Annotated in this window: 13 protein-coding genes; 3 read left to right on the top strand and 10 right to left on the bottom strand. The window is 29.8% G+C overall.

All coding sequences use genetic code 11. The features are described 5' to 3' along the window. Positions 1-51 precede the first annotated feature (51 nt). From COI44_RS03725 to COI44_RS03710, 4 genes are all read right to left on the bottom strand, one after another. Positions 52-789, bottom strand: coding sequence for an IclR family transcriptional regulator (locus COI44_RS03725; protein ID WP_098426721.1), 738 nt, complete (start codon positions 787-789; stop codon positions 52-54). Positions 790-1,043: 254 nt separating this feature from the next. Continuing rightward, on the bottom strand, positions 1,044-1,745 hold the full coding sequence (locus COI44_RS03720) for an amino acid ABC transporter permease (protein ID WP_098426720.1): 702 nt from the start codon (positions 1,743-1,745) through the stop codon (positions 1,044-1,046). A 67-nt stretch (positions 1,746-1,812) separates the two neighbouring features. Continuing rightward, positions 1,813-2,595 carry an ABC transporter substrate-binding protein gene (locus COI44_RS03715; RefSeq protein WP_098426719.1) on the bottom strand — a complete coding sequence of 261 codons (783 nt, stop codon included), beginning with the start codon at positions 2,593-2,595 and terminating at the stop codon, positions 1,813-1,815. Positions 2,596-2,622: 27 nt separating this feature from the next. Beyond that, positions 2,623-3,345: an amino acid ABC transporter ATP-binding protein gene (locus COI44_RS03710; RefSeq protein WP_098426718.1), complete on the bottom strand. Its 723-nt coding sequence runs from the start codon at positions 3,343-3,345 to the stop codon at positions 2,623-2,625. Between the two features lie 254 nt (positions 3,346-3,599). On the opposite strand from COI44_RS03710, the gene COI44_RS03705 reads away from it, so the two are divergent. Then, the gene (locus COI44_RS03705) at positions 3,600-4,982 is read left to right on the top strand and encodes a hypothetical protein (protein ID WP_098426717.1); all 1,383 of its coding nucleotides are present in this window, start codon (positions 3,600-3,602) and stop codon (positions 4,980-4,982) included. 383 nt (positions 4,983-5,365) lie between these two features. Here COI44_RS03705 and COI44_RS03700 read toward each other — a convergent pair whose 3' ends face one another. The 6 genes from COI44_RS03700 to COI44_RS03655 all read right to left on the bottom strand — a co-directional run bounded on the left by COI44_RS03700 (position 5,366) and on the right by COI44_RS03655 (position 12,088). Next, positions 5,366-5,719 (bottom strand): hypothetical protein, encoded by a 354-nt coding sequence (locus COI44_RS03700; RefSeq protein ID WP_098426716.1) that lies wholly within the window; start codon positions 5,717-5,719, stop codon positions 5,366-5,368. Between the two features lie 44 nt (positions 5,720-5,763). Further along, on the bottom strand, positions 5,764-6,141 hold the full coding sequence (locus COI44_RS03695) for a hypothetical protein (RefSeq protein ID WP_098426715.1): 378 nt from the start codon (positions 6,139-6,141) through the stop codon (positions 5,764-5,766). Positions 6,142-6,358: 217 nt separating this feature from the next. Further along, on the bottom strand, positions 6,359-7,189 hold the full coding sequence (locus COI44_RS03690; protein WP_142329220.1) for a hypothetical protein: 831 nt from the start codon (positions 7,187-7,189) through the stop codon (positions 6,359-6,361). Positions 7,190-8,101: 912 nt separating this feature from the next. Then, entirely contained in the window at positions 8,102-8,689 is a 588-nt protein-coding gene (locus tag COI44_RS03680; protein ID WP_179887003.1) for an ATP-binding cassette domain-containing protein, read from the bottom strand. 1,506 nt (positions 8,690-10,195) lie between these two features. Further along, positions 10,196-10,477, bottom strand: a complete 282-nt coding sequence (locus tag COI44_RS03665; RefSeq protein WP_098426709.1) for an uberolysin/carnocyclin family circular bacteriocin — start codon at positions 10,475-10,477, stop codon at positions 10,196-10,198. A gap of 1,083 nt (positions 10,478-11,560) precedes the next feature. Continuing rightward, entirely contained in the window at positions 11,561-12,088 is a 528-nt protein-coding gene (locus tag COI44_RS03655; RefSeq protein ID WP_098426707.1) for a hypothetical protein, read from the bottom strand. 736 nt (positions 12,089-12,824) lie between these two features. Here COI44_RS03655 and COI44_RS03645 point away from each other — a divergent pair. Both COI44_RS03645 and COI44_RS03640 read left to right on the top strand, forming a co-directional pair. Further along, positions 12,825-13,742, top strand: coding sequence for an LCP family protein (locus COI44_RS03645; protein WP_098426705.1), 918 nt, complete (start codon positions 12,825-12,827; stop codon positions 13,740-13,742). A gap of 322 nt (positions 13,743-14,064) precedes the next feature. Further along, on the top strand, positions 14,065-14,304 hold the full coding sequence (locus tag COI44_RS03640; RefSeq protein ID WP_098426704.1) for a hypothetical protein: 240 nt from the start codon (positions 14,065-14,067) through the stop codon (positions 14,302-14,304). Positions 14,305-14,422: the final 118 nt, after the last annotated feature.

Raw genomic sequence — 14,422 nt, 5'->3', positions numbered from 1 at the left:
GAAAAAAATAGACACATCCCATATCACTGGAATGCGTCTATAAGGTATCACCTATATTTTCCCTATTTTCTTTGAAATTTCTTCTGCTGCTTTCATTACTTCTTCAATCAAGTATGGAATACGTTCCTGAGTAAAACGAAATCCTGGTACATTCACGCTTAAAGCAGCAAGTACTTTGTTGTTGTATCCAGTAATTGGTGCCGCAATAGCCGCCGTATCCTCTGTTTTTTCACTTTGACTTATTGCATAACCATTTTTTCTGATATCGACCAGTTGTTGTTTTAGAATTGATATTGAATTAAGTGAAAGATTTAACTGATCTAGTACTTGTTGTATTTCATTTTCTTTCATATAAGCAAGAATGGTTTTATTGGGAGCACCAATATGTAGTGGAATACGGATACCTAAATTTTCAGCAATTCTAATTTTTAAAGGACTGTCAATTTTATCAATCACAATTCCATCTATACCACTCTCAATATTTAAATAGATGCTTTCCTCTACATGGTTCGCCAAACGCTCCATTACTGGTCTTGCAACTAATCTGAAATCCATTTTATCCAATTGACGGAGGCCAAGTTCCATCCATTTATACCCCAGCTTGTAATGTTTCGTTTCAGGTATTTGTACAACAAGTCCGTGTTGGATTAAAGAATTTAGTAATCGGTGAAGCGTACCAAGAGATAGAGATGTTTCTTCCGCTAATTCGGTGATTTGCCAATTACTTTTGGATTCATCTGAATTTAGGATATCAATAATAAGCATTGCTCGGTCAAATGATTGGACCATGATCATAACTCCTATGACTCTTCACTTCTTATCTTGGGGAGTCTGTTCAAAAATCTGGGAGTATTCCCCATTAGGTGGATTCCCGTTCATTACGTAATGGTTGTATACGTAAGTTTCTTTAAAGATGCGTTGACTCGAATATCTCAGCTCTTTTTGTTTTCATTTCGAACTTGCAAATGAATAATTGTGAGAGTAATTTTTTACATCTATCATACAAGTTTATCGTCTGTTTTTCCAAGGACTTTTAGATTTATTTACAGCTTTATTGATTCTAATGATGCATTAGCCTTATTTTTTCTTATTTTTCGTTTTTTACCACGACTCACATCTAAAGAATCTTCAAGCTTTTTAACGCCAAACGTAATAACTAGTACAAGTGCAAGATAATATAAACCGACTACAATATATGTATTCATCTGTTCAAAGTTAGAGGCAGCCTCACTTAGTCCTGCTCCCCATAAATCTTGCATCCCTACATAAGCTACGAGTGAAGAATCTTTTAATCCAATGATAAACTGATTACCAAGAGTAGGAATCGCAATTTTAAATGCTTGAGGTAGTACGATTCTTCTCATTGCTAAAGGTTGGGACATCCCAAGAGAACGGGCAGCTTCCAATTGCCCTTTATCAATTGATTGAATTGAACCACGAAAGATTTCAGCAATATATGCTCCACTATGCACACCTAACGCTATTGCACCAGCCCAAAACTGCGAAAATGTAATAATACTAGAAAGTCCGAAATATAAAATGGCGATTTGAACAATAAGCGGTGTCCCACGAATGACCGTGATATAGAGATTAGCAATATAATTAAGCACTTTAATACGGGAGAGTCTAAAAAATGCAAAAATAAGTCCTATTCCACTTCCCAAAATAGTAGATACTATTGTCAATTTTAATGTTAATAAAGTTGCTACTAAAAATACATGAAACGTATTTAAAAATATATGCATGATGAACCTCACCCCTCATCTTGTCCTAGAAAATCTTAGGCTCTTATTTTATGCTAGTACTCTATTATTATTTTTCTTCAAGAATATTACGACCAAACCACTTATTACTAATTTTTTCATAAGTTCCATCTTTAATAATTTCATCTAATGCCTTATTAATTTTCTTCTCAAGTTCTTTATCATCTTTCCTTACAGCAATTGCTTGGTTATCATGAGTTAGTGGTGTGCCAACATCTTTAATCTTAGCCTTACCTTCTTTAATGACTCTAAATCCAACCATTTGATCCGTAATCACAGCATCTAGTCTACCAGTTGGAAGATCCATGATAGCCGTTAGATCACTATCATAATCAACTACATTTTCTTTTCCAGTATATTTAATCGCTAAATCTTTATATGGGCTTGCTTTTACAACGCCAATTTTCTTCCCTTTTAAATCCTCAGCAGATTTGATTTCCTTATTATTATCAGCGACAAAAATCTGAGAACCTGAAATATAATATGGATTACTGAAATCTACCACTTTTAATCGTTCATCAGTGATCGTCATACTCCCCAAAATCGCATCATACTTATTGGATATTAATCCTTGTACAATTGTTTCCCATGGGTTTGTTACTGGTACAGCTTTCATTCCCATCTTATCTGAAAGTGCTTTACCGATTTCAACATCAAATCCAGTAAGCTTGCCATCTTCCTTAAAGTTAAATGGTTTATATAACCCACTCATCGCATAATGAAATTCTTTTGAACTCGCTTGATTACTCGTTTTATCTGCCCCACATGCACTTAGAAACATTGCCCCTGCTATCATTGAAGATAATAAAATACCATGCCAATTCTTTTTCATTACACTTACCTCCATCATTTTTTTAAATTATAAAATACTATTAAGAAATTGTTTTGTTCTTTCATTTTGTGGATTTTCAAAAAACTGTTGAGGTGTACCCTCCTCTAAAATTAAACCTTCCTCCATGAATAAAACTCGATCTGCTACACCTTTAGCAAAACCCATTTCATGAGTGACTACAACCATTGTCATTCCTTCACTTGCTAACTGCTTCATAACTTGAAGAACCTCTCCAACCAGTTCAGGATCTAATGCTGAAGTAGGCTCATCAAACAGCATTACCCTCGGGTTCATCGCAAGTGCACGTGCAATCGCAACCCTTTGTTTTTGTCCTCCTGATAACATTTCTGGATATTCATCAGCCTTATCTGTCAGTCCAACCTTGTCCAACAAAGCAATAGCAATGTCTTTTGCTTCACTTTTTTTCATGCCCCTAACATGAATAGGAGCTTCAATTATATTTTCTAAAACCGTTTTATGCGGAAAGAGATTGAAGTGTTGAAAAACCATACCAACCTCCGACCGAATTTTATTCAAATCTGTTTTGCCGGGTTGAACCAATTCACCTTCAAAATAAATTTCTCCCTTATCATTAATCTCTAAGAAGTTTAAACATCTCAAAAGGGTACTCTTTCCTGATCCACTTGCTCCTAATAAAACAACCACTTCTTTTTCTTTAATCGTTAAATCAATTCCTTTTAATACTTGTAAAGGCCCAAATGATTTACTTACACTTTTGATCTTAATCATATTGTTTCATCCCTCCCACCGAGTAATTAACAACACTTTTTCCACAATGCGGAAACGATTTCTATTTTATTAACATTATACACAATTCTGACTATTCCGTCATTAAGTAATTTTCTTTCTATTAATTTGAGTTAAAAATGTAGCTAATTAAGTACTACTTTTAGAAGTCAATCTGTCAAATCTTTCCAATCACCCTAATCTAGGCGAATGCATATATTGTTAGCCAATATATGTATCGAAAGGGGGCTATTCTCATGCATGTTGATTTAACTGCCATACATTGGCTTTATGTAGCATTTATAGGTTTAATTATTTTATTTTTAATTCTTAGACGTGACACTAGCCTAGTCTGCCTCGCAGGAATTTTCCTTCTTGGTCTAGTAGCAACTGAGTCACTTTCAAGTTCCGTCAGTATCCTGTTTTCGAGTTTCATTTATGCTATAACCGAATTACTTTCTACAATTCTAGTAATCTCGATTATTGTTTCTATGAGTAAAGCTTTAACTGATAGTGGAGTGCATCAGGCACTCATCAGTCCATTTACAAAGGTGATGAGAAACGCCACACTTGCTTATTGGACGATTGGTATTGTAATGATGGTTGTATCTTGGTTTTTCTGGCCTTCGCCTGCAGTTGCTTTAATTGGTGCGGTTTTACTTCCAGTTGCATTAAGAGTTGGCTTACCAGCTTTAGGCGTTGCGATGGCAATGAACTTATTCGGTCATGGTATCGCTCTCTCAAGTGATTACGTAATTCAAGGCGCACCTAAACTAACAGCTGACGCGGCTGGCATTCCGGTTTCGGATGTAATACACGCTAGTATTCCACTTGTAATCGTAATGGGTGTCGTGACAACTGTGGTTGCTTTTTACTTCTTAAAACGAGATATGAAAAGAGGACTTTTAACAGTAGAATTACCTGAAGAAGATACGAAAGCTGAAGACTATCTGCTTTCATCTACGCAACAAAAATGGATGGCCGCTCTTGTTTTCATTTTATTTGCAGTGGATATTTGGTCGATGGTTCACTTCAATTTACAAGGTGGAGATGCAACAGCATTAATCGGGGGCACTGCATTAATCATTCTTTCATTTCTATCCATGTTGGGGCACAAAAATAAAGGATTTGAAGAGGTAACAAATTATTTAATTCATGGATTCAAATTTGGGTTTAGAGTATTTGGTCCGGTTATTCCTATTGCGGCCTTCTTCTATCTAGGGGATAGTGGATTTACTGCAATTATTGGAGATTACTTGCCAAAAGGATCACATGGAATTGTGAATGATTTAGGATTTGCTTTGGCGCATTCAGTACCTGTAAATCCTGGGGTTGCAGGAGTAACTTTAACAACTGTTGGGGCAATTACAGGTTTAGATGGATCTGGATTCTCTGGAATTTCACTTGCTGGATCGGTTGCTTCATTATTTGCTACGGCGATTGGTCATGGTATTGCTACATTAACTGCTATGGGGCAAATTGCGGCGATTTGGGTTGGTGGCGGAACATTGATTCCTTGGGCGTTGATTCCTGCGGCTGCTATTTGTAATGTTAGTCCTTTTGAGTTGGCTAGACGGAATTTAGTGCCTGTTTTGATTGGGTTGGCTGTTACTACTGTTGTTGCTATATTCTTGATTTAACTCTATTGAAGAGTATTTAATTAACGAGATTCTTTATATTTAATAGAAACAAAAATAATAAAAGCTACACATAAACTATCAAATAGTTTGAGTGTAGCTTTTTATTATTTCCATTTTCTTTCACAAAAAGTATAAATATAGTAAATAATTTCCCCTATTAAATCTAATATAATAAAATTATCCCCTGGAACTGGTAGTATTGCACAATTAATGATAATTATCATCGGCATTATATACAGATTATTGTTATAAAGAAAGGTTTGAAAATTGCATGGAAAACAACAAAATAATAAATATATCCTTTATTCTCTTTTATTTACTATTAACTTCAATCTCTATGGCTATTCCTTTTTCAATTATAATCCAACTAGTAAATCCTAAATTTAGTAATCGATTTGTTTGAGCAAATCTAGATTATTTGAAAATATATCAACATTTTCGTCTTCTTGGTTAAGATCGTAAAACGGAATTAATGTATTTGCTGCAAAAGAAATCGGACTTGCCCCATCTTTATAAACTGCCGTAATAGGCATCTGACTATACTTAGTATTTACCACTCTAACTAGAAGAATAGACTGTGCTGTTAAACTAGATTGTGTACTTACTTGATTAATAGTTTTTTCGTTACTTGGTTTCGCAATCTCTTCAGCATGGGATTTCATAGGAATAATAGAACCTAATATCGTTGCAGTTATTGTTATAACAATTACGTTTTTAAATTCCAACAAATAACTCATAGAAAATTGTCACCTTCTAACTTTTATTCGAATGCAGAGATCTATTAATAGATTTTATCTTTAATTAATTTCATTATGTGATTGTTATCACTTAATCCTGTAACAAAATTCCAATTAACGTAAAAGTAAATAACCTCATCATTTATTAATGACATCTTTATCGGTTTCGCTGATTTTAAGAAGAAAAGTCTAGATTGAGTCATGAATGATTTTGAACTAACTGTTCTATCATTTTCCAATTTCAAATCAATAATATTGTGCCATTTAATAAATTTCCAATCTTTAAACTCAATTCCATCGTCATGTATAACTAATTCTCCATGATGTGAAAGTAAGTTTTTTACATGAACTCTAGTCTTTAAAGATAATTTCTTTTTTTCAATTTCTATATTAGTTGCACCATGAAAGATTAATTTTTTCATTTTCTCAACTCCTAATACCTTTTTGATAAACCAATATATCAGATATCAGCCGTTTAACACGCTATTTTCTGGAGCAACATCTTCTAGATCTAAAGTAAAGTGTTATTAATATCCTTTATTATTAATCTAAAAAACTCTTCCTTGAGTCCATTCGGCATAATCATATACATGGCAAATATGAAACGATATTTAATCTATTTACCCTGAACTATATTAGTTAATTATTATACTCAATAGTTTTTTCTATTTGTTCTTCTGTAATTCCCAAGCCATACCATGTTGGTGGTGGAAGTAAAACTCTTTGTTTGTTTCCATCTGAATAATGTATTGATGGTCTTATCACCGTGACTGCATAAGGTGATTTTTGAAAATCAAATTTAATGGGAACTTCTTCTTCTTTTTGTTTATTTACATCGATAACGAATGGTGTAATATTTAATACTTGTTCACCACCCAATTCCGCAGCAAATTTGTTTATTACAATTTTGTTGATACTGTTATTTTGTAAACTATAGATGTAATTATTTTCTTCACCTCTAATAATGGGATTACTGTTACCTACTTCCAGCGGCTTATCCGAGGTATCTTTAATTACATTTATTCCTAATGCTCCAACATCATATTTTTTCAAACCAATCTTAGTTAATATGGTTATTTCCCTTATTTCTGTTTTTCCTTCAGACTTACCAACAATATTAAGCACCAAATTTTTCACATGATACTTTCCAATCTTAGCTCTTCCATTAACTTCAAAACTTTCAATACTAATAGAATTTTCATTTTCATTACTTAACATGATTGAATCAATTTCAGTAAAAAAGTCTTTCTTTTCACTTGAATAAATATAGGTAAAATTCAGTGGTGATTCTTCTCCTACTCCAAGACTATATGACCCGTTAATAGGAAGAAATGTATTTGATATTGGTATAACTACATTAGTTGGGTATGATTTACTTTTCTTTTTAAAAAACGTTATTTGACCTGTCAATAAAACAAGTAGAAAGATTGAGACAATAAATAATAAAATAATAAATAATATTTTTTTCATATTCATGTTTTTACTTAGATAGATCTCCTATTTTTTTAGTAACCGTTTACAAAATTATCTTAACATTATAAACGGTAAAATTTACTAAAACACATTGTCATTATTGTGAACATTTTCACATCTTGTTCAACATCCGCATTTATTTTTTTTGGAACATATGACTATGGAACAAGACTTTAATTCTTTGAATAATGCTTCCAACAATATTCAATCTCATTTTTGTAATTTCGCTACACATTTTATATCTTCTATAAAATAAAAAAGTACTGATTAATCAGTACTTTCAGCTTTGATTCATCTAGAACTACTATTAAGTTATTTACTCAAATTATTCTCTTAATCAAAAGAATTTTTCATTATTTACATCTTTGATCAAAATTTATCCACTTTTGACATAATATCAACCATATTAATGAATCAATTAAAAGGATTTGATTATAAATACGAAAAGTTTCTGGGAAATCAAAAGAAAAATATTTGCTGAGATTATCCCGACATTGAAATATATTAAGTCTTTAATTTTTAATCCCAATAGAACAGAAAATAATAATGAAAAAATAATAGGTGTAATATATTTATAATTTTGTAAGGTAAAGAATAATTGATTATTAAATAGTAATAAAAGATATGTTATTAAAAATAATATTTCATTAACTAAGAAAATAGTATTTAATACTTTTTCTTGATTTTTTTTATAATCTAAATTATATGATGTAAATCTGTCTAAAATAAAGTTAAACAAAATATTAATAAAAAGAATTAATATTAGCATGACAAATAATATAGCAAATATAGCTATTATTATATTTGATTGTGACCATTGAATTTTATAAAAGTTCTTAATTTCTATAAATAATAGAAAAATGATCCCAAATAATAGAGAAAAGTTCATAAAAAACATTGGTTTTGAATTCATAATACTAATCTCTCAATGTCATATATACTATTTAATAATTGTTCTTTGTGATTTATTATAAACACAAAAGATTCGCTATTGAAAATTCTGTCCTTAACCAGTTCGCATGTAGCCATGTCTAAATGCTCAAAAGGTTCATCCAAGAACAAATATTCCCAAGGATAGTCAGTAAATAAAGCTGATATAATTATTTTTTGCTTAGTTCCTTTAGATAAGTCCTTGCAAGAAGTGTGTCGGTTACTCTCTAATCCTAGTAGTTTTATTAATTCATCAAGAATGATGAATTGCTTTGGAATTTTCAACATCTTATTAAGGTAAAAAAGTAGAAAATCTTCTAAAAGCATATATGGTTCGTAAAACGGGGTTGATGGAACGAAAAGGGTTTTACTTTTATTGTAATTTAAGAAGCAATTCCCTTCATTGATCTTGTTTATTCCCAACATAATATTTAATAGTGTAGTTTTTCCTGATCCGTTTTTACCTTGTAACCAGTATTTTTTATTATCTAATAGGGTTAAACTAAAATCTTTAAAGATATAGTTTTCCTCATGATAGAAAAAATCAATATTTTTTAATTCAATCAAAAAAAACACCTCTCAGTAGCTTCAATTGTTGCAGATATAATTAAAAGAACAATAGAAAAAAAGATTAATTTAATATAATTAGTATAATTTAACTCTTTTTCTATAAAAATATCTCTGAATAAAACCCATGACATATATACCCATATTGTCATAGCATATAATTCAAATAAAAAATGGGGAAAAAATAAAAATAAAGTATTTTCAAAATTATATTGTAGTATGTAGATTTTTAATGATCCCACTGTAATATATAAGTCTATTAATAATTTTCCAACTCCTAGTATTGGTATTATATAAAAGATAATAGCCATTAAATTATTGGAAAATATTTTAAAAACATTTTCTGGCTTGCATGCAATATTCTTATATACTGAATCAGAATTTATATTAGACGGTACATCGACTAAAATTAAAAATAGAATAAATAAGCAAATTATACATAAAAAATATATATTTAATATTTTAATAAAAATCACCCAATGTAAATTACGTTAAATGCAATAAAACAAAAAAACAATTCCATGAAAAAAAAGTAAAAGAAATAATTTTTTTGTCCTTTAAATGATTCATACATTACTATTTTATATGTAAATAGTAATAAAAGATAAAAAGCGAAGGCATTTACTACTATAAAAGTTAAAATGTGTATATAATAAAATCCTTTATTTATTAAAAAAAGAATAATTAAAATATTCATGCCTATAAAAGTATGGAAAGTATTCTTGTATAAAATTGTTTTCTCATAAATCTTTATAAAAGGAACTCTTAAATATTTGAATTGCATAAACAGTTGTCTGTAGTTAGCGTTTGCATATATTAATTCTGAGTAAATAAATAAATTGGCACATAAATAAAACAATGGAATATTTATCACTGCGTATAAAGGTATACGACCAAAGCCTAACCAATTAAAAGAAATGAATATAAGAAACATCCCAAATGCAAATAATAATAAAATGAGTTTTAAAACTTTTATAAAGTTCTTTTGATTTTTATTCTTTATATATACAAGGTAAAGTATGTTTAATGTGATAAATAGTAATATAGATACAAGTGAGATAAGAAAACTAGTTAAAGAAATGTAAGAGAAAACGTAGCTTAAAAAAACAAAGATTAGGACAATTATCATCCAAATAAATACCATAATTTTCTCTTTTAAATAAAAAAACAAAAATAAATATCTATCTCCGTAAAACTTATAGGAATCATACTGTAAGGTTGAAATAATATTCTTGTTCCCGCTAATCATTGTCACCAATGTAAACAAAAATAATATATTAATATCCAATGATATAAAAAAGACATTAAATCTATTAAATAGATACAATAGCTCAACTGGATAACAAATAATAAGAAAAATACATAGGAATAGTAAAACTATCCCTATGTATTTAACTAATAATTTATTTATTTCAGATTTTATTAACAAGCTATTAAAAATAGTTTTAACCTCTTCACTTTTTAACTTTAAAATAGCTTTTAACATATATCTCTATTTAGCTACTTTTACCAAGTAGTTGCATAACCTTTTCCATATTTTGAAATAATTTTTTTAGCGGTAATAACAAGTGCAGTTGAAATAACTCCATATCCCACAATAATCGCAACTAGACTAATGATCGTTGTAATAGTACTAAATGTATCAATAATGGTTATAACTTTGCCAGCTACTGTAGTCGAGATACCCAAGTTAGCTGCAAGATGTGGCAAAGAAATAGTTAAAGTTGAAAGCAATACAGCCATTCCTAATACATAAAAAATTGTTTTTTTATTCCTCAATAAAGACATGATAATGCCCCCTTTTTTAATTGGTAGAGTCTAATACCCCTGCTAGTGAAATTAATCCATATGTAAAAGACTATGTTATCAACTTCACCATTAACATGAGCAAGATCGAAATACAATTACCGTTACAATTGCATCTGTTAATGAACCTTGCTTGTTAAAGAGAATGCGGTGGGGTTAATGCTTTGCGGGTGTATACTATATATACCCCTTACTATAGTTTCCTTACAAAATCAGTTAAAAATTTTCTTAAATGTAGAATGACGTCATATCCTAAACTAAAATGGTTAATTATTATACTCAATTGTCTTTTCTATTTATTCTTCTGTAATTCCCATTCATGTTTTATTTCATATCATATCTCCTAATTTTTTAGTAAACGTTTACGAAATTAGCTTAACATTTTAAAAGGAAAATTTTACTAAAATATAGTGTCATTTTTGTGAAGAATTTCACAGTTTTATCTATGGCTGTGTTTACTCCTATTGAAACCACATGAAAATTTAACAACAATGATTCATTAACATGCATTATTCCTATATTTTTATTTAATCTTCATAAAGGGACTTTTAAAAGTAAAAATTTGTAACGTTTTACTAAAACATTCACAAAAATTCCACTAAATTCATTCCCAAGATTACTATAATTAAAAACATTATAGTACATAAAGAGGTGATTGATTTGATAGATAAGGTTTTCTAATCAATTCAAAATATAGTAATGAAAAATTTTATTTTTTTTGGTAGATTAGACTAAAAAAGGAGTAATTGAAGACTATGGATGAGAATGTTTTTCTAAAGGATCAGAACGCTTTTACTTTTTATAGAATACTATCTATTTCATCGGGGATGCAGTCTTTATTTCTTATGTTAAATACTCGTTTTATGATGAAAAGTATCGTAAATGTAGTTGTAATATGTTTATTTTTTTTAAGTTACTTAATTATTTTTATAAAAATGCCTAAAACTAAACGAAATTATCAATATATTTTTTTTAGTTTTGTATTATTTATTTGTATATCAATATTTGTTAATAAGTAAATAACGGAGGTCAGCATTGAATAATTTGATGCTAACCTCCGCTATTTTAAATTGTTTCAGTCCAGTAAGATTTTATTAATTTTGTACGCGCTGAATCGCTGTATATATATATATTGTGCCTAAGAACTCTTGTTTTTCCAGAGTAATAGTATTGAACAACATCTTTTCCGTATCGATTAGGACCTGGGCCGTATGTTGAAATAATGTGTTGAGCAAAACCAGCAAATGTAGATGACATATATCCCGGAACAAAAAGACCTGCTAATCCAGCAGCTATTGTACCAGCTAACTCTTTAGCGGTATGATTTCCTGTAGTGAAATTAATTGTTGTAGCGTATGAAAATTTTGAACTACCTTCTGGAGGAGAGGCAATTGCTCTTGGACTTATATTTATTAAAGAATTTGAATCTATTAAAGGACTAAATGCTAGTTTACTATTATCAACTAAGTTTGTCTCATCTATTGTTTGGGATAAAGTATTAGATTCTTGAGCCTGAGAAATAGTTGGAATAATTGTTCCTAAAATTAAAGATGTAGCAATTAAAGTAATTCCTGTTTTGGTGTTCTTTTTCATGATATTTCCTCCAAATACATAAATTGATTGTTTTATTAAAAAACCTACTTCATTATTGTCATCTAGTATTTTCCATAATTCATTTAAACCTTTTCGTAAAATTTAAGGCGTAACTTCTCCTACTCCAAGACTATATGGACCATTAATAGAAAGAAATTTGTTTGATATGGCCTTACTTATAACTTCATTAGTTAGGTATGATTTACTTTTCTTATTGAACATTAATTGACCTGTAAATAAAACTAGTAAATGAAAGGTAAATAATAATAATATTTTTCCGTTATTCATTTTTAAGCTTAATTATCTCCTAGTATTTTTAGTAAACGTTTACGAAATCAGCTTAGCATTTTAAAAGGTAAATTTTACTAAAATACAGTGTCATTTTTGTGAACGATTTCACATTTTTATCTACGGCCGCGTTTACTCCTATAGAAACTCCATGTAAATTTAACAACTATGATTCTATTAACATGCATTATTCCTATATTTTTATATAATCTTCACAAAGGTACCTTTAAAAGTAAAAATTTGTAACGTTTTACTAAAACATTCACAAAAATTCCACTAAATTCATTCCCAAGATTACTATAATTAAAAACAATATATATTACATAAAGAGGTGATCGATTTGATAGATAAGGTTTTCTAATCAATTCAGAATAAAAAAAAGAGGTTCCTTAAATGAAAACTTATTTTCTAAACTTTAATGAAGGGAACTGTAAGGTAACGGAGAACTATGAATAGAAATCCTAAGAAAAAGAAGAAAAGTCTTATAATTAAATTAAGTTTAATCCTAGTGATACTAATATCAGGCACACTATGTTATGGATTCTATCAATATAAAAAAGGAATTCAGATAAGCCAGCAAAAAGCTAATAAAAAAAATATAAAATTCAATTCTACTAAAGTACCTAATAAAACTAACATCCTATTATTGGGAGAAGATGCTCGTAAAAAAGGTGGAAGCTCTAGAACGGATTCAATTATGATCTTACAATACGATAAAAAACACGAAACAAAGTTAGTTTCAATTATGAGAGATAGTTATGTTCCTATTCCCGGATATGGAAAACATAAGATTAACGCAGCTTATTCTTTCGGAGGGGTTGAACTTCTAAGACAAACGATTCAAAAAAATTTTGGAATCGAAATTGAATATTATGCAATAATTGATTTCAAAGGTTTTGAAGAAATGATTGATGAGATTGCTCCAAAAGGAATAACAATTAATGTAGAGAAACCGATGGAAAGTAATATCGGAGTCAGTCTTAAACCTGGGGTTCAACAATTAAATGGAAAAGAACTTTTAGGGTATGCAAGATTTAGACATGATGCAAAAGGTGATTTTGATCGAGTTGTTAGACAACAAAAAGTGCTGCAAGCTATTAAATCCCAAGTACTTACTATTAAAGGAATTGCAAGTTTGCCGAAAACGTTGGGGGTTATCCAATCATACATACAAACCAACATGTCTTCAATGGACCTATTAAAAATAAGTTCTGATTACATAGTTAAGGGTAAAGACAAAGATGTAGAGACATTGAGAATACCTATAAACAACGCTTTTACACCAAAAAGAAATGAAAAAGCCCGTGAAGTATTGGAGTTAGATGCTGAAAAGAACAAAGAGGCTTTGGAGCTGTTTTTAAATTAATAAAAGGACGCAAAATGCGTCCTTTCTTTATAAGCTATTATTGTACTGTCTCCAACTTAGTATAGCTCAAATTCTTACCAAAAAATCCCTTCAACTCCCCAACCAGATTAGTAAACTTTTGCTTCTTTTCATCAGAAGTTAATGGTTGATCGTAGTCGCCTCTTGCTTGGTTGGATAAAGAAGGGTTAACTCGAAAAGTAAAAAAAGATTGTCCAATAAATAGACAATCTTAAACACGCTATTTAAGACTTCAGTATACTAAACTATTAATAATCGGTTCTCCAGATATTCATAGACATCAATAATAAGAAAGGTGAATTGCATGTTGATTGAGGAATATAGAAGAATAAATAATTGTGATAAAAATAAAGTTCAAATTTATGCAAACAGCTCAACTGGTGTTGTAACATTAACCATTGGTGATCGAACTATTGTTGCAAAAAATAATTCACTAGAAAGTGTTATTGATGAAGTTCGAAAACAACGTCATGATCGTTTAGCTCAAAGTAAAATTCAAACAGCAAGATTTATGGAAAAATTAAATAGTATTGGATGCAAATAGGAGCAATTTTAAAACTTCAATAAACAAAAAGCCTGAATCCACGATTATCAAATAATCAATGATACAGGCTTTTATTTTATAACTTAGTATATTTTTCTACTATTTAACAGTGGCTATC

This window comes from Bacillus sp. AFS088145 (genome assembly GCF_002564465.1).
GTDB lineage: Bacteria > Bacillota > Bacilli > Bacillales > Bacillaceae_G > Gottfriedia.
Note: the sequence above shows the minus strand (reverse complement) of the source record. Positions and strands in the feature narration are given on the sequence as shown.